The following is a 16,260-nucleotide window of genomic DNA, read 5'->3' on the forward strand; positions in this document are numbered from 1 at the left end:
GCCCGAAAGCCCGGCCATTTTCAGATCGTCATTTGTGATCAAAGAACGATGACTTCGGTGCCGAGACCGACGCGCTCGTAGAGATCCATCACATCTTCATTGATCATGCGGAAGCAGCCGTTCGAAGCGGAACTGCCGATGGTCCATGGCTGAACCGTACCGTGAATACGGATATAGGTGTCCTTGTTGCCCTGGAACAGATACATGGCGCGCGAACCGAGCGGGTTGCCCGGACCGCCATCCATGCCGTTCTTGAAGCGACCATAATGGCCGGGATCACGCTCGACCATTTCTTTGGTCGGGATCCAGCGTGGCCATTCGCGCTTGGCATTGACGGTCGCAGACCCCTTGAATTCCAGACCCTGCTTGCCCACTGCGATGCCATAGCGGCGCGCCGTGGTCGAGGTTTCAACCAGATAGAGGAAGCGCTGCTTCGGATCGATCACGATCGTGCCCGGCTTGTAGCCCGTAAAGGCAACTTCCTGCGCGCGGAACTTGGGATCGATATTGTACTTGTTGGCCTTCACACCGGCATTGCCGTTGGAAGCGCTCTTTTTCTTCTTCTTCGGCTTGTCCGGATTGGCCTTGGCGTCGCTCGAAAGCGCAACCTTTTGCACGTTAGCGGCAGCGGCTTCGTTCAGCTGCGCTTCAGCACTGACCGGCGATGCGGCAAAAGCCGGCGCGGAAACTCCAACGCAAAGGCTCGCAATGCCAGCCATAAGAATACGACGTGAAAACATGATCAGTTCCCGAAATCCAAGCACAAGCGGAAAATAGCTGCCGCAACTTTACGGCCAAGCTTTCGCTTTCCTTACTGTAAACGCAGGAACGACTCAATTCGTTGCAACAGTTGTGCAATGCGATTCGTGAAAGCCTATTGCCTGCTTGCAACACTTTGCAATTCGGTGGTTAACAAAAAGAAAACCGGCCCATTGGGCCGGTTTCACAATCACTTGAATGGAAAGCTCTTTTTACTGTGAGCTTGGAACCGGATTGGCCGGAGCTTCCGGCGTCGCCGGCGCCTGCGGTGCAGTCGTTCCGGTCGGAGCGGCGCCCGGTGCAGCAGGTGCGGTCCCATTCGTGTCGGTGCGCGAAGACTCGCCGCCGAGCTGATTGAGGATGCCACCACCAGCGCCGTTGCCGCCTGCCGGAGCCGTCTGACTGCCGGATGCTGCCGGGATACGGTTCAGAATATCGGTCGGGCGTTCGCCATAACGCGCCATGATGCCGAGAACCAGCGACGTCGCGAAAAAGCCGATAGCCAGAATGGCAGTCGTACGGGTGAGCGCATTGGCGGCACCCCGCGCCGTCATGAAGCCAGAACCGCCGCCAATGCCAAGGCCGCCGCCTTCAGAGCGCTGGATAAGCACAACGCCGACAAGCGCCAGCACGATCAACAAATGAATGACAATGAGTACGGTTTGCATGGGTAACGGTCTTTACGTCCCTGAACTAAAGCAGTTCCAGGACACATCACATGACCATGTCCAGACTGCACGATAGAATAGATGCGGCTCTTTACACGCTATTGCGTGATAATCCAAGCCCTGCCGCCCAAGTTAGAGCATGGCGAGGCAAGGCGCCGCTCAAAGGTTGCGATAGGTCTCGCATATGGCGAGGAAGTCTGTCGCCTTCAAGCTCGCACCACCAACAAGCGCACCATCGACATCGGCGATGCCGAGCAGTTCGGTGGAGTTGGACGGCTTGACCGAACCGCCATAGAGAAGACGCAGATGCGCGCCCTTGGCTCCAAAGCGCTCGGTCAGCTGCTCACGCATGAAGGCGTGCGCCGCGCGAACGTCCTGCACCGTCGGTGTCAGACCCGTTCCAATGGCCCAGACAGGCTCATAGGCGATGATGGTGTTTTCTGCATTCACACCATCCGGCAGGGAGCCCGCAAGCTGCGAGCCGATGACGTCCAGCGTGCGTTCTGCCTGACGCTCATCAGCCGTTTCACCCACGCAAACGATGGCAACAAGACCAGCGGCCCAGGCGGCTTCGGTCTTTGCCTTCACCGTATCGTTGGTTTCGTGGTGATCGGTGCGGCGCTCGGAATGGCCGATGATGACGTGGCTTGCGCCTGCTTCTTTCAGCATTTCAGCCGAAATATCGCCGGTATGCGCGCCGGAAGTCTTGAAATGGCTGTCCTGCCCGCCAAGGCCGACCGTCGTTTCGCCAGAGAGCGTTTCGGCAGCGCGTGAAAGCAGCGTGGCCGGTACGCAGATCACTGCATCCAATTTTCTACCGAAATCGGAGCTCAGACCGGCTGCAATCGCGCGCAGTTCGGTGAGAGATTCTCCCGTACCATTCATCTTCCAGTTGCCAGCGACCAACGGACGGATACCCGGAGTCATTGTGTTCTCCTCGCCTTTCAAGAGCATAATCCGACCGGAGTGAAACGAGGATCGATAAGATTATGCGTCGAACTGAACATTCAGAGCGTCGATCCGATTCATTCGGATCGACGCTCTAAACGGCAGGCGCCTCCTGCGAATAACGCATGACCGCGCCGAATTTTGCCACTGACTAAGCATATTCGTGTCGCAATGCAAATGTTCTTGGTTGCAGAGCCTCAATGAGACCTTGCATATGGGGCTTGCTTGGGGTTATCCCCTGAACGGATCAATTCAATGACTGGCTCAAATCAACCAAAGCCGAGCTTATTTCATAATCGAAGGGTTTCCCATGCTCGACAGCCTGCGCTCTGCCTCTCGCTCCTGGATCTCCAAGCTTCTACTTGGTGTGCTCGTCCTGAGCTTCGGCGTCTGGGGTATTGCGGATGTTTTCCGCGGTGGCATGACCGGCAATGCCGCGCTGACCGCGGGAGACTCCGAAGTCAGCGCGACTGACTACCGCTTCGCTTATGAACAGCAGGTGATGCGCCTGTCGCAGCAGTTCCGCCAGCGTCTGACGCGCGAACAGGCAAAATCGATCGGCGTTGAAAATCAGGTTCTGGCGCAGCTTGCAGCCGGTGTGGTTCTCGACGAAGGCGCGCGCAACATGCAGCTTGGTCTTTCGAAGGACGGCATTGCCCGCCTGACGGCGGAAGATCCGGCGTTCCAGGACGCCAGCGGTAACTTCAACCGCGCGCAGTTCGATGCGGTTTTGCGCCAGTCCGGCATTCGCGCGCAGGATTATCTTGATAATCGCGCCAAGGTTGCCCGTCGCCAGCAGATGGTCGAAGCGGCGACCGACGGCATCAAGATGCCCGACGTCATGCTGAAAGCTCTGGCGCTTTATCAGGGCGAAAGCCGCAGCGCGGACTACATCACCATTCCTGTGGAAAAAGCAGACGCGATCCCTGCCCCGTCGGATGAGGTCCTCAAGACCTATTTCGATGCGCAGAAGGATGAGTACAAGGCGCCCGAATACCGCAAGGTCACCTATGTCAAGCTGGAGCCAGCAGACATTGCAGACCCTTCTGCGGTGACGCAGGACGAAATCAACGAATATTACGAAAAGAACAAGTCGCGCTACGGCACTGTCGAACAGCGTACCATCGAACAGCTGAGCTTTGCCGACGAAGCTGCGGCCAACGCCGCGCAGGAAAAGATTGCCGCTGGCGCCAGCTTCCTCGACATAGGCAAGGAACAGGGCAAGACCGAAGACGATCTCAAACTCGGCACCTTCGAGAAAAGCGCTATTCCTGACCAGACCATCGCCGATGCAGCCTTTGCACTCGCTGAAAACGGCGTAAGCCCTGTCGTCAAGGGCGGTTTCGGCCCGGTCATTCTGCGCGTTACCAAGATCGACCCGGCGCATGTCAAGCCACTCTCGGAAGTCGAAGCCGAAATCCGCACGACGCTCGCCAACAACATTGCGGCGAGCAGCATCAGCGGCATTCATGATTCCTATGAGCAGCAGCGCTCCGATGGCGCATCGATGGCCGATGTCGCCAAGAGCCTGAGCCTCAAGACCGTCACCGTCGATGCGGTCGACGCCGAAGGCAACGACCCGTCCGGCAAGCCGGTTGAGCTTCCGAACGGACAGGCGCTTCTGGCCGCAGCTTTCCAGGCCGAACAGGGCTTTGACAATGACGCGCTGACCATGGGCAATGTCGGCTATCTCTGGTATCAGATCGATGGCGTCACCCCTGCCCGCGACCGCACCCTTGATGAAGTCAAGGACAAGGTTGTGGCGGCATGGAAGGGTGAGGAAGCCGTCAAGCGTCTCAATCAGCGTCTGGAAGACCTGAAGAAGCGCCTCGATGGCGGCGCGACGCTCGATGCGATTGCTTCGGAACTTGGCCTTGAAAAGCAGACCAAGCGCGGCATCACCCGCTCCACGAACGATGCCGATATCGGCTCGGCTGCGGCAGCGCAGATTTTCCGCGGCCCGGACGGCTTCACCGGCACGGCGGCAGCGCCTTCCGACGACGCGCAGATTCTCTTCAAGGTGACGGAAGTGACCGAGCCTGCAAGTGCTGGTCCGGACACCATTCCTGAACAGCAGCGCAACTATCTCGCAACCGCCCTTTCCGACGATGTGCTGGAACAGATGGTTGGCGAATTGCAGAAGCAGTATCCGGTGAAGATCAACCAGACTGTCATCAATAATGCTCTCGCATTCTAGGTTCTTCTGAGCAGCCGAACGCGAGAATTCACAGAAACAAACGGCAGAAAGACAATGGCTGATCTGAAACCATACATCGCGAAAGCGGCCTCCGGCGAACCACTGTCTCAGGAGGATTCCAAGGCCGCGTTCGATATCATGATGTCCGGTCAGGCAACGCCTTCGCAGATCGGCGGTTTTCTGATGGCTTTGCGCGTGCGTGGCGAAACCGTGCCGGAAATCGTCGGCGCGGTCGCTTCCATGCGGTCACGCATGCTGCCGGTCGTCGCCCCTTCAAACGCCATCGACATTGTCGGCACCGGCGGCGATCAGTCCGGTTCCTATAATGTTTCGTCCTGCTCGGCCTTTGTCGTGGCGGGCGCTGGCGTTCCCGTCGCCAAGCACGGCAACCGTGCCCTGTCGTCCCGCTCAGGCGCGGCAGACACGCTTGCAGCACTGGGCGTCAATATTGAAGCCGACGCGGAAACCATTGGCCGCAGTGCCCGGGAAGCCGGTCTCGGCTTCATGTTCGCGCCGATGCACCATTCCGCCATGCGCCATGTCGGCCCTTCCAGGGTCGAGCTTGGAACCCGCACGATCTTCAACATACTGGGTCCGCTCGCTAATCCGGCCAGCGTGAAGCGTCAGCTCCTGGGCGTTTTCGCGGCACAATGGGTTGAGCCTCTGGCGCATGTGCTGAATGAACTCGGCATGGAAGCCGTTTGGGTCGTCTATGGCGACGGTCTGGATGAGATGACCACCGCTGGCACGACCCAGGTCGCGGCGCTGGAAAACGGCACCGTCCGCACATTCGAGATTACGCCTGAAGACGTCGGTTTGCGCCGTTGCAAGCCGGAAGAACTGAAAGGCGGCGACGCTGCCGAGAATGCCAAGGCTCTGCTCGCCGTTCTGGAAGGCGCGAAGAACGCTTATCGCGACATTGTTCTGCTCAACTCGGCTGCCGCCCTCGTGATCGCGGGTACGGCCACGGATTTGAAGGATGGCATAGCACAGGCTGCCCATTCCATCGACAGCGGCGCGGCTTTGGCCGTTCTGCAAAAGGTAATCGCTGTCTCCAACGACAAGACAGTCTGACGAGAGGAAGCGCACCATGTCCACCGACATTCTCCGTAAGATCGAGTTCTACAAGCGCGAGGAAATCGCGGCTGCCAAGGCGCGTCATACGGTTGAAGACCTGAAGGCCCGCGCACAGGATCAGGCCGCACCACGCGGCTTTCTCAAGGCGCTCGAAGCCAAGCGCGCAGCCGATAAATTCGCCCTGATCGCGGAAATCAAGAAGGCTAGCCCTTCCAAAGGTTTGATCCGTCCGGATTTCGATCCGCCAGCATTGGCAAAGGCCTATGAAGATGGCGGCGCTGCCTGCCTTTCGGTTCTGACCGATACGCCGTCCTTTCAGGGCGCGCCGGAATTCCTGATGGCAGCGCGCGCCGCGTGCAACCTGCCTGCCCTGCGCAAGGATTTCCTGTTCGACACCTATCAGGTCTATGAGGCGCGCAGCTGGGGTGCGGATTGCATCCTGATCATTCTCGCGAGCGTCGATGACGATCTGGCCAGGGCGCTGGAAGAAACCGCCTTCGAACTCGGCATGGATGCGCTCATCGAAGTGCACGACGAAGCCGAAATGGAACGCGCGCTCAAGCTTTCCTCGCGCCTTCTGGGCGTCAACAATCGCAACCTGCGTACATTCGAAGTCAGCCTGACCGTTTCGGAACGGCTGTCGACAATGGCTCCTGCCGACCGCCTGCTGGTTGGCGAAAGCGGCATCTTCACCCATGACGATTGCCTGCGACTGGAAAAATCCGGCATCGGCACGTTCCTCATCGGCGAAAGCCTGATGCGCAAGGACGATGTGGCCGCCGCCACGCGCGAGCTTCTGACCGGCAAGGCGTAATGTCATGACCTCGGACGCGGCCAGGCTCACCCATCTCGACCAGACCGGCGCCGCCAATATGGTGGATGTCGGCTCCAAGGACGAGACCGAGCGTCAGGCCGTCGCCGAAGGCAGCGTGACCATGAAACCGGAAACGCTGGCGCTCATATTGGCGGGCGACGCAGCCAAGGGCGATGTGATCGGAACCGCGCGTCTTGCGGGCATCATGGCCGCGAAAAAGACCGCCGACCTCATTCCGCTTTGCCACCCGCTGATGTTGACCAAGGTGGCGGTGGATATTGTACCGGACCATGCACTGCCCGGCTTGCGCGTTCGCGCATTCGCAAAGCTCAAGGGCCGCACCGGCGTGGAAATGGAAGCTCTGACAGCCGTATCCGTAACGTGCCTGACGATCTATGACATGGCCAAGGCTGTCGATCGCCATATGGAAATCGGCAATATTCGTGTCGTTGAAAAAAGCGGTGGCAAGTCCGGCGACTGGAAAGCCTGAAACGTTCCGGCAAGTTTGAGTTCGAGAGGAAATACGATGTCCCTTCTCCCGGTCGAAGATGCTCTGGCGCGTATACTCTCCTCCGCAGAACCGCAGGGCCTCGAAACCGTTGCGTTGAACGAAGCGGGCGGGCGCGTTGTTGCCCGCGCCGTTGAGGCGCATTTCCTGCAACCGCCTTTCGACTGCTCAGCCATGGACGGCTATGCTTTGATTGCGCCAGCAGATACCACCTATCCGCTTCAACTGAAGGTTATCGGCGAATCCGCTGCTGGCAAGCGCTTCGACGGTTCACTCCTCCCCGGACAGGCTGTGCGTATTTTTACTGGCGCACCGATGCCGGAAGTTGCCGATACGATTGTCATCCAGGAACATACCGAGCGATCCGGCGATCAGCTAACCATACTCGAAGGCATAGCCACGGGGCGTCATATCCGCCGGGCTGGTCTCGATTTTGCGCCGGGCAAGACCGTTCTGTCCGTTGGTCGCGAACTGGACGCACCCGCTTTGTCACTGGCTGCGGCCAGCGGTAATCCAACGCTTGATGTGTTTCGCAAACCTCGCATTTCTATTTTGGCCACCGGCGACGAACTTGTGCCGCCGGGAGCCACGCCCGGCCCGGACCAGATTGTCGCTTCGAACAGTGTCGGCATTTCCGAAATCGTGCGCCGCGCCGGCGGCAAGCCTGAAGATATGGGAATCATTCCGGACGATCCGGCTCAGATCGAAGCGGCAATCACCTCCGCTCTCGACAGCGGCATTGATGTGCTGGTGACTATCGGCGGCGCCTCGGTCGGTGACCGCGATTACGTCCATGGCGCATTACGCAATTGCGGCGTGGAGCTGGATTTCTGGAAAATCGCCATGCGCCCCGGAAAGCCGCTGATGTATGGGCGCAAGACCGTCAATGGCAAAACCGTTCACGTGATCGGCCTGCCAGGCAATCCGGTTTCAAGCCTTGTTTGCAGCCTCGTCTTTCTCCGCCCGCTTATCGTGAAACTTGCAGGCACCGATTTGACGGCGGATATCCGCCCCGCGAAACTCGGTCAGGCGATGCCTGCCAATGACCATCGCCGCGATTTTGTGCGCGCAACGGTCGAATCACAAAGCGATGGAACACTGCTGGCGACACCGTTTCCAGTACAGGACTCGTCCATGCTGACAGCACTCGTCGGCTCCAACGCACTCCTTATTCGTGATGAAAATGCCCCGGCGGCCGATGCGGGCACACCGTGTCGTGTTCTGATGTTGCGCTGACAGGCGAGAAAAGCCACGCTTTCACAACCTCGAATGAACACGAAGTAACAAACGTAATTGTTTGAAAACAAACCGCTTCATCAAACCCCGAGCCCCGCCTCACACCCTTCCGTGAACAGAACCGCAACAAGGCGCGCGCCCGTTAATCATTTTAAAACCATTGCAGAACAAGACTGGAACATATAGTGTTCGTTCTGGTTTTGTTTTTCTCGATTCTTATCTGGCCGGAGGGTGTCGCGCATGTTGACCCGTAAGCAGCACGAGCTTCTGCTGTTCATTCATGACCGTCTGAAAGAAACGGGCATTCCGCCATCTTTTGACGAAATGAAGGAGGCGCTCGATCTTGCTTCCAAGTCGGGCATCCATCGGCTGATCACCGCTCTGGAGGAACGCGGTTTTATTCGCAGACTGCCGAACCGAGCGCGTGCCCTTGAGGTGCTGCGGCTACCGGATTCGATTGCACCGGGGCTGAACGCGCAGAAGAAATTCGCACCAAGCGTCATTGAAGGCAGTCTGGGCAAGGCGCCGTCGGTGCCCGCGCAGCCATTGCGCCCCGCCCCTGTGGCGATCAATGACGATGTTTCCACGACGGTGTCGGTGCCTGTCATGGGGCGCATTGCTGCCGGTGTGCCGATCTCCGCCATTCAGAACCAGACGCATTCGCTCAGCCTTCCGCCGGAAATGATCGGCGCAGGCGAACATTATGCGCTCGAGGTCAAAGGTGACTCGATGATCGATGCCGGAATTTTCGACGGCGACACGGTGATTATCAAGCGCGGTGACATGGCCAATCCGGGCGAGATTGTCGTGGCTCTGGTCGATGATGAAGAAGCGACCTTGAAGCGCTTCCGCCGTAAGGGTGCGTCGATTGCGCTTGAAGCGGCAAATCCCGCTTACGAAACGCGCATCTTCGGTCCCGACCGCGTGCGCGTACAGGGCAAGCTGGTAGGTCTGATCCGCCGGTATTGATCAGAGGTTGTCCGTTTTGGGCGATTTGGGTCGCAATGGTAGCTTTACCGGACTGCCGGATTAGCTGACCTCATAGCCGCCATGCGGTCATTCACATTTGCCCGGCTCCTGATTGTCATCAGCCGGGCAATTTGACACCAACACTGGCGCAGTCGGTTTCTTCCTATATTCCCAGTCTGGCAGTCCCCGCGCCGCACGAGAATAAAGCCGAAATAGATGCCACGGACGCCGTGGCTCATCAATGGCGAAGGCCAGCGTGTCGTCGTAACGCGGATCAGCAAATCTGTGCCGTTGAGGTGTTGTGCCACTCTCATCGGTCGCAGGATTGGAAAGTTCCACCAGGGAAGCACTGGCCGCAGTGCTCTTTTCGCCTAGTCTGATTTCAACCGTCCCGCGCAAGGCCAGATCACGCCGGTTGAGAACGAGCTTATTCGCGCGCGTGCATCCTGGCATTTCGCCAGCTACAGCCAGAATAATCACATCGCCAATGTCACAGGCGACATCCTGAACCATCGGATCAGCCGTATAGACAAGCACGCGCCCGTCGCGCAGCGTGATCGTGCACAATCCATCCTCGCAGATAAAGCCGTCCGTCGGGATTCCTCTGAGCCGGTCCTTTGCGTGTTGCGGTATCAGAAATTGCGGTGCGAGATAGGCAGTTTGCCAATTATCGACCGTAAACTTGGAGGGTCTGTCGCGGTTCACGGCAAAACGCCCGTCGGACAGTCGAACCCCGACCAGCTTTGCATCTTCCGAGATCACGACATCTGGAAACGGCTCGCGTACAAAGGCGATAAATCCTAATAAAACAAATGGTAAAGCGAGAATCTTGAATCTGGTTGTGAACAGGACCGCAATCACAAGCGCTGTGGTCCAGAAAGCAAGAGCCGCGAGCGGTATCGCGCCCGGATTGCCTTCCGGGGACCAGGACGCCACGAAACTGGCAATCTGGCGCACGATCCACACACCGGAACCGGCAATGGACAATGGTATCCAGTCGAGACCGAGCGGCATCAACACCAAACCGAAAACGGCAAAGGGCATGACCAGAACGGCAATCACCGGATCGGCCAGCACATTGCCAATCAGCCCCAACGGTGCGGTATTGTTGAAGTGGTAGGCAGCGAAAATACCGCTTGCAAGCCCAGCCAATAACGACGTTCCTGCAGCGGCAAAGACAAAATTCAACGCCTTGGCTGCCAATCCGCCGACTGGCGCTGCAACGCGCCTTTCCATATCCTGCAGCTTCTTGGCCTTGCGCGCGCTCCACCAGGCATAACCGGCGATCAGGGCAGCTGTCGCCGAATAGGACATTTGAAAACTAGGCCCCAATATTTCATGCGGTGAAATCGCGATGGTCACCATTCCGGCGATTGCCAGATTGCGCATGCTGATCGCAGCCCGGTCGAACAATAACGCGCTGAGCATCACGGCGATCATCACATAGCTGCGCTGTGCGGCCACATCCGCGCCAGACATGGCGAGATAGAACGTACAACTTAGCAGGGACAGGAATGCCGCGTATTTTTTGACCGGATGGCGCACACTGAACGCGGGAAAGAGCGCAAAACCAGACCGGAGGACAAACATGACGACCCCCGCCGCCAGTGCCATGTGCAGCCCCGATATGGAAAGAATATGCGCGAGACCCGCCTTGCGCAGATTTTCGTTGGTTTCCTCACTGATGCCGCCGCGCGTTCCAGCGATCAATGCGGCTGTGACATTGCCGTCCTCGCCGCCAATCACCTCCTCCACCCGCTCCGAAACGCGCACGCGCAGCAAGGCGACCCACTCACTGATCGCAGCGATCAGGTTTGTTTGCGGCGGGACATGCGCCGTCTTTGGGTTCCCCAGAAAGAAGCCGTTTGCACCAATACCGTTGAAATAGGCGTGAAAAGAAAAATCATAATTGCCGGGGCGGACCGGGCCTGACGGCACCCGCAGCCGCGCAAAACCGGTCAAGCCGCCGCCAATCGTTGTTTCAGCAGGTATATCGCGCGCATTGATACGGATACGTTCCGGTGCAAAGCGCAGTTTCGGGCGTTCTGTTGCCAGCAAATCAAGGGTAATACGCCAGCGGCCATTATCCTGCGCTTCCAGCGCAACGACACGGCCTGTTATGCGTGTTGAAACATCGGAACCGAGCATCGGCGTCGCCCTGCGTTCGGTTTCCCATTTTCCGCTGACAAGACCCATTTGGAAAGCCAGCGCCAGCGTCAGTATCTGCGCAACAAGGAAATGCTTCCGCGCGAGGAGCCGAATGACAGCCAGCCCGGTGAGAAGCGCCAGCACCGGCGTCCAATCCGGTTCAAATGACACGGTGAAATAGGCAATCGCGCCAAGGCCGCTGAAAATCGGAATCAGCAGAAAGAAAATCCCGCGCGCCGCTTCCAGACTGACAGCTTCTGCAAAGGCGGCGGGAGCCCTGCGCGCAAGACCTTTGACGGCGCTGCGGCCATCATCCGGCGTCGGGATTTGCGACGGATCGCGGTCGCGGCGTTCGGCAGGCGCAATTGCAGGGTCAGGCCACGGCTCGGGAAGATATGAACGCGTCAAGCCGTCGGGCAGGCTTTTGACAAGCGCCCGCTCATTTGCTTCCGCCATATCACCTATGCGCGTCATGCCCCCGCCTGACTGCAAAAAAGGTCTTTTTGTCGAAATACCCCAAAAGAACAATGTCGCAAGGAGCCGAAACAAACGCGAAGCCCTTGCGCACAATGCTGCCTATGCTACATGAACGCCAGTCGAAATCGAGAGGGTTTCGTTATAGAAATCCTCGTCCTCGCCCTTTGGCGGAGAGCATCAGAATTCAGTTTGCGCCCCCTACCCCGGCAATTGCCGCTGTCTTGACGGGCGCGCGATAAAGTGGAGCTACCATGTCGAAACCGGTCGTCACCCGTTTTGCCCCTTCGCCCACGGGTTATCTTCATATCGGCGGTGCCCGCACGGCCCTGTTCAACTGGCTCTATGCCAAGCATACCGGCGGCAAGATGCTGCTGCGTATCGAAGACACCGACCGTGAACGTTCCACCGATGCCGCCACCGCCGCCATTCTCGACGGCCTGACCTGGCTCGGCCTCGACTGGGAAGGTGACGCGATCTCGCAGTTCGAGCGCGCGCCGCGCCACCGCGAAGTCGCCGAGGAACTGGTTGCTCTCGGCAAAGCCTATTACTGCTACACGACGCCGGAAGAGCTGGAAGAAATGCGCGAAAAAGCGCGTGCCGAAGGCCGCCCGCCGCGTTATGATGGCCGCTGGCGTGACCGCGACCCGTCCGAAGCGCCTGCAGGTGTAAAGCCTGTCATTCGCATTAAGGCGCCGCAGGAAGGCGAAACGCTCGTGCGCGACGCCGTGCAGGGCGATATTCGCTTCCCCAACAAGGATCTCGATGATTTCATCATTCTGCGTTCCGATGGCACACCGACCTATATGCACGCGGTTGTCGTTGACGACCACGACATGGGCGTCACCCATATCATTCGCGGCGACGATCATTTGACCAACGCAGCCCGCCAGACTGTCATCTATGACGCCATGGGCTGGGACGTGCCGCAAATGTCGCATATTCCGCTGATCCACGGTGCGGACGGTGCAAAGCTTTCCAAGCGTCATGGCGCTCTTGGCGTCGATGCTTATCGCGCCATGGGCTATCTGCCCGCAGCATTGCGCAATTATCTCGTCCGTCTCGGCTGGAGCCACGGCGATGACGAAATCATGTCGACCGAACAGATGATCGAATGGTTCGACGTGAAGGACATCAACAAGGGCGCTGCCCGTTTCGACTTCCAGAAGCTCGAAGCGATCAACGGTCTTTATATGCGCGGCAGCGACGACAAGGCGCTGTTTGATGCCCTCGTTGCCGTTCTGCCGGAAATCGAAGGTGGTAAAGAGCTGGCCGCAGCGCTCGATGACAAGCGCAGCGCGCAGCTGCTCACGGCCATGTCCGGCCTGAAGGACCGCGCCAAGACGCTCGTTGAACTTGCCGACGGTGCAAAATTCATTTTCGCAGCGCGCCCGCTCGATCTCGATGAAAAGGCCGCCTCACTTCTCAATGAAGAAGGTCGCGCCGTTCTGAAATCGGTGCTGCCGGATCTGGAAGCTGCCGGCGAGTGGACCATTGAATCACTGGACGCTGTGGTTCGCGCCCATGCAGAAAAAACCGGACTGAAACTCGGCAAGATTGCGCAACCGTTGCGTGCCGCCCTTACCGGGCGCGCTACTTCACCGGGTGTGTTCGATGTGCTTTTCGTGCTGGGTCGCGACGAGTCCTTGGGCCGTATTCGCGATCAAATCGGTTAAGGTGCTATCATTCACGCTGACGTGACGAACGGCATATAAATAGTTCAAATTTCGCATTGCATCGCGGACGGTTTGGGATAGTTTGGCGGTCAAAATCGTAGCCGTAATGCGTTAAAAATCGGGCATCCCGCAGTCTTTCGGGGCCCGCCAAGAGATACGAGACAAGTTATAGCAGCGAATGCAATACTGCCGCCTGCGGCGGCAAAGTGGACATGAAAGGAAACATGATGTCAGCTAAGACAGCCAGCTTTACTCTCGACGGCAATACGTTCGATCTGCCTGTGCGACAAGGCACTGTCGGGCCGGACGTCGTCGACATCGGTCCACTTTACAAGAATTCGCATGCCTTTACCTACGATCCGGGTTTCACCTCCACCGCTTCCTGCGAATCCAAGATCACCTATATCGATGGCGACGAAGGCACCCTGCTCTATCGCGGCTATCCGATCGACCAGCTCGCCGAACATGGCGACTTCCTCGAAACCTGCTACCTGCTGCTTTACGGTGAACTGCCGACGGCAACCCAGAAGGCCGATTTCGATTATCGCGTGACCCGTCACACGATGATCCATGAACAGATGACGCGCTTCTTCACCGGCTTCCGCCGCGATGCGCATCCGATGGCCGTGATGGTCGGTTGTGTGGGCGCCATGTCCGCCTTCTACCACGACTCGACCGACATCACCGATCCGCATCAGCGCATGGTCGCTTCCATCCGCCTGATCGCTAAGGTGCCGACGCTCGCTGCAATGGCCTATAAGTACCATATCGGCCAGCCGTTCATGTATCCGAAGAACGACCTCGATTTCGCTTCGAACTTCCTGCACATGTGCTTTGGCGTTCCTTGCGAGGATTACAAGGTCAATCCGGTTCTGGCCCGCGCCATGGACCGCATCTTCATCCTGCATGCCGATCACGAACAGAATGCTTCGACCTCGACCGTGCGCCTTGCCGGTTCGTCGGGCGCCAACCCGTTCGCCTGCATCGCAGCTGGCGTTGCATGCCTCTGGGGCCCTGCCCATGGCGGCGCAAACGAAGCAGCGCTCAACATGCTGGCCGAAATCGGCTCGGTGGATCGCATTCCGGAATTCGTCGCCCGCGCCAAGGACAAGAACGATCCGTTCCGTCTGATGGGCTTCGGTCACCGCGTCTACAAGAACTACGATCCGCGCGCCAAGATCATGCAGAAGACCTGCCATGAAGTTCTGGGCGAACTGGGCATCAAGGACGATCCGTTGCTCGACGTTGCAATGGAACTGGAAAAGATCGCTCTGACGGATGAATACTTCATCGAGAAGAAGCTCTATCCGAATATCGACTTCTATTCCGGCATTACGCTGAAGGCTCTCGGCTTCCCGACCGAAATGTTCACGGTTCTCTTTGCACTCGCCCGCACCGTCGGCTGGGTCGCTCAGTGGAAGGAAATGATCGAAGACCCGCAGCAGAAGATCGGTCGCCCTCGTCAGCTCTACACGGGCGCAACGGAACGCGACTACGTGCCGGTTGCAAAGCGCAAATAAGCGCGGCAAACGCTGAAAACAAAACCCCGGCTGCCAATGGCAACCGGGGTTTCTTTTTGATCCAAATTTGAGTTGTTCAGCCCTTGGGGCCTTTTTCGATCGCGTCCAGCAGAACCCGCGCGCCGATTTCCCCAGAAGGCCGCTCCGTCGCCATGACCGAAGCGACCGCGTCGAAGCCATCCAGCTGCGCCTGACGCGCTGAACCGGGCCGCATGAGGCGCTCCAGATTGCGCGCCAGCATGCCCGGACGCACAAATTCATTGAAAAACTCCGGCACCACCGGTTCATCCGCAATGATATTCGGCAAAGCCGCACTCCAGATGGTGATCTTCGGCATCAGGAATTTGCGCGCGAACCAGTCTGCCTTGTAGGAAAGCACGCTCGGAATGCGCGACAGCGCCAGTTCCAGCGATACGGTGCCTGACGCGGCAAGTGCTGCATCGGCCCGCGCAAAGGCCTTCCACTTTTCCTCATCACCGACGACGATCAGCGGCTTCACCGCCCAGTCCCGCGAAAGATCGCGCACCATCGCTTCGATGCGCGGCAAAGTGGGCAGAATGACTTCGAGTTTCTCCACGCGCTGCGAAAGCTCTTCGACCGCTCTGCCGAAAGGCTCCATCAACATCTGGATTTCTGTGCGGCGAGAACCGGGCAGAAGCAACAGCGTATGTTTGCCGGCTTCCGATCGTTGCGGCTCCAGCGCAAGCTGCGCCGCGCGCGTCTCAATGATCGGCGCATAACTCGACAGGCGATGCCCGACATAGGTTGCCTGCGGTCCATTCAGCCGCTCAATCACATCGACCTCGAACGGCAAAACCGTCAGCACATGATCGATATAGGCGCGCATCGCACGTGCGCGCTGCGGACGCCACGCCCAGACACTGGGCGCGATATACTTGACGATTGGAATGGAGGGATCGGCGGCTCTGATCTTTTTTGCGACGCGATGCGTAAAATCCGGACTATCGATCAGCAGAACACAATCCGGCTTTTCCGCCACGATCTGCCGTGCAGTCTGCCGAATGCGCAACACCAGTCCCGGCAAGTTTTTGATGATGGCACCAAGCCCCATCAAAGCGATTTCATGCGGGTCGAAAAAGGTTTTCAGACCCCGCGCGGCCAGATGATCGCCACCGACACCGACCAGATCCACTAGCCTGTCGGTCTGAAGACGCAAGGCGTCAATTAGGTCAGCACCAAGAAGGTCGCCGGATTCTTCACCGGCCACGATTGCTATTTTCAATGGCCGGCTGGTGTTGCTCACCC

The 16,260-nt window shown here is 58.3% G+C and carries 13 protein-coding genes; 8 read left to right on the plus strand and 5 right to left on the minus strand.

Annotated features, from left to right (window positions below; all coding sequences use genetic code 11):
- Window positions 1-38: 38 nt before the first annotated feature.
- The 3 genes from FIC94_RS12060 to tpiA all read right to left on the minus strand — a co-directional run bounded on the left by FIC94_RS12060 (window position 39) and on the right by tpiA (window position 2,354).
- Window positions 39-740 (minus strand): L,D-transpeptidase, encoded by a 702-nt coding sequence (locus tag FIC94_RS12060; RefSeq protein WP_109369153.1) that lies wholly within the window; start codon window positions 738-740, stop codon window positions 39-41.
- Between the two features lie 231 nt (window positions 741-971).
- Complete coding sequence (gene secG / locus FIC94_RS12065) at window positions 972-1,427, minus strand: preprotein translocase subunit SecG (protein WP_109369154.1); 456 nt, start codon at window positions 1,425-1,427, stop codon at window positions 972-974.
- Between the two features lie 159 nt (window positions 1,428-1,586).
- On the minus strand, window positions 1,587-2,354 hold the full coding sequence (gene tpiA, locus FIC94_RS12070) for a triose-phosphate isomerase (RefSeq protein WP_140025035.1): 768 nt from the start codon (window positions 2,352-2,354) through the stop codon (window positions 1,587-1,589).
- Between the two features lie 331 nt (window positions 2,355-2,685).
- On the opposite strand from tpiA, the gene FIC94_RS12075 reads away from it, so the two are divergent.
- From FIC94_RS12075 to lexA, 6 genes are all read left to right on the plus strand, one after another.
- A complete protein-coding gene (locus FIC94_RS12075) occupies window positions 2,686-4,572 on the plus strand; it encodes a peptidyl-prolyl cis-trans isomerase (protein ID WP_140025036.1) in 1,887 nt (628 codons plus the stop codon).
- Between the two features lie 54 nt (window positions 4,573-4,626).
- On the plus strand, window positions 4,627-5,646 hold the full coding sequence (trpD, locus tag FIC94_RS12080; RefSeq protein WP_109369157.1) for an anthranilate phosphoribosyltransferase: 1,020 nt from the start codon (window positions 4,627-4,629) through the stop codon (window positions 5,644-5,646).
- A 16-nt stretch (window positions 5,647-5,662) separates the two neighbouring features.
- The gene (trpC, locus tag FIC94_RS12085; RefSeq protein ID WP_140025037.1) at window positions 5,663-6,463 is read left to right on the plus strand and encodes an indole-3-glycerol phosphate synthase TrpC; all 801 of its coding nucleotides are present in this window, start codon (window positions 5,663-5,665) and stop codon (window positions 6,461-6,463) included.
- Between the two features lie 4 nt (window positions 6,464-6,467).
- Window positions 6,468-6,953 carry a cyclic pyranopterin monophosphate synthase MoaC gene (moaC, locus tag FIC94_RS12090; RefSeq protein ID WP_140025038.1) on the plus strand — a complete coding sequence of 162 codons (486 nt, stop codon included), beginning with the start codon at window positions 6,468-6,470 and terminating at the stop codon, window positions 6,951-6,953.
- Between the two features lie 36 nt (window positions 6,954-6,989).
- A complete protein-coding gene (locus FIC94_RS12095; RefSeq protein WP_140025039.1) occupies window positions 6,990-8,207 on the plus strand; it encodes a molybdopterin molybdotransferase MoeA in 1,218 nt (405 codons plus the stop codon).
- 240 nt (window positions 8,208-8,447) lie between these two features.
- A complete protein-coding gene (gene lexA / locus FIC94_RS12100; RefSeq protein ID WP_140025040.1) occupies window positions 8,448-9,176 on the plus strand; it encodes a transcriptional repressor LexA in 729 nt (242 codons plus the stop codon).
- An 87-nt stretch (window positions 9,177-9,263) separates the two neighbouring features.
- Here lexA and FIC94_RS12105 read toward each other — a convergent pair whose 3' ends face one another.
- Window positions 9,264-11,798, minus strand: a complete 2,535-nt coding sequence (locus tag FIC94_RS12105; RefSeq protein ID WP_140025041.1) for a ComEC/Rec2 family competence protein — start codon at window positions 11,796-11,798, stop codon at window positions 9,264-9,266.
- A gap of 254 nt (window positions 11,799-12,052) precedes the next feature.
- Here FIC94_RS12105 and gltX point away from each other — a divergent pair, with 254 nt between their 5' ends.
- Together gltX and gltA are read left to right on the plus strand one after the other, a co-directional pair.
- Window positions 12,053-13,474 carry a glutamate--tRNA ligase gene (gene gltX / locus FIC94_RS12110; protein WP_140025042.1) on the plus strand — a complete coding sequence of 474 codons (1,422 nt, stop codon included), beginning with the start codon at window positions 12,053-12,055 and terminating at the stop codon, window positions 13,472-13,474.
- A 227-nt stretch (window positions 13,475-13,701) separates the two neighbouring features.
- The gene (gltA, locus tag FIC94_RS12115) at window positions 13,702-14,994 is read left to right on the plus strand and encodes a citrate synthase (RefSeq protein WP_078340455.1); all 1,293 of its coding nucleotides are present in this window, start codon (window positions 13,702-13,704) and stop codon (window positions 14,992-14,994) included.
- A gap of 76 nt (window positions 14,995-15,070) precedes the next feature.
- Here gltA and lpxB read toward each other — a convergent pair whose 3' ends face one another.
- The gene (gene lpxB / locus FIC94_RS12120) at window positions 15,071-16,258 is read right to left on the minus strand and encodes a lipid-A-disaccharide synthase (protein WP_140025043.1); all 1,188 of its coding nucleotides are present in this window, start codon (window positions 16,256-16,258) and stop codon (window positions 15,071-15,073) included.
- Between the last annotated feature and the right edge of the window lie 2 nt (window positions 16,259-16,260).

The organism is Ochrobactrum teleogrylli, assembly GCF_006376685.1.
Classification (GTDB): domain Bacteria; phylum Pseudomonadota; class Alphaproteobacteria; order Rhizobiales; family Rhizobiaceae; genus Brucella; species Brucella teleogrylli.

Bases quoted from the DNA above. Each gene is read 5' to 3' on its own strand.
- FIC94_RS12060 (WP_109369153.1), bottom strand. From the start codon at position 740: ATGTTTTCACGTCGTATTCTTATGGCTGGCATTGCGAGCCTTTGCGTT.
- secG (WP_109369154.1), bottom strand. From the start codon at position 1,427: ATGCAAACCGTACTCATTGTCATTCATTTGTTGATCGTGCTGGCGCTT.
- tpiA (WP_140025035.1), bottom strand. From the start codon at position 2,354: ATGACTCCGGGTATCCGTCCGTTGGTCGCTGGCAACTGGAAGATGAAT.
- FIC94_RS12075 (WP_140025036.1), top strand. From the start codon at position 2,686: ATGCTCGACAGCCTGCGCTCTGCCTCTCGCTCCTGGATCTCCAAGCTT.
- trpD (WP_109369157.1), top strand. From the start codon at position 4,627: ATGGCTGATCTGAAACCATACATCGCGAAAGCGGCCTCCGGCGAACCA.
- trpC (WP_140025037.1), top strand. From the start codon at position 5,663: ATGTCCACCGACATTCTCCGTAAGATCGAGTTCTACAAGCGCGAGGAA.
- moaC (WP_140025038.1), top strand. From the start codon at position 6,468: ATGACCTCGGACGCGGCCAGGCTCACCCATCTCGACCAGACCGGCGCC.
- FIC94_RS12095 (WP_140025039.1), top strand. From the start codon at position 6,990: ATGTCCCTTCTCCCGGTCGAAGATGCTCTGGCGCGTATACTCTCCTCC.
- lexA (WP_140025040.1), top strand. From the start codon at position 8,448: ATGTTGACCCGTAAGCAGCACGAGCTTCTGCTGTTCATTCATGACCGT.
- FIC94_RS12105 (WP_140025041.1), bottom strand. From the start codon at position 11,798: ATGACGCGCATAGGTGATATGGCGGAAGCAAATGAGCGGGCGCTTGTC.
- gltX (WP_140025042.1), top strand. From the start codon at position 12,053: ATGTCGAAACCGGTCGTCACCCGTTTTGCCCCTTCGCCCACGGGTTAT.
- gltA (WP_078340455.1), top strand. From the start codon at position 13,702: ATGTCAGCTAAGACAGCCAGCTTTACTCTCGACGGCAATACGTTCGAT.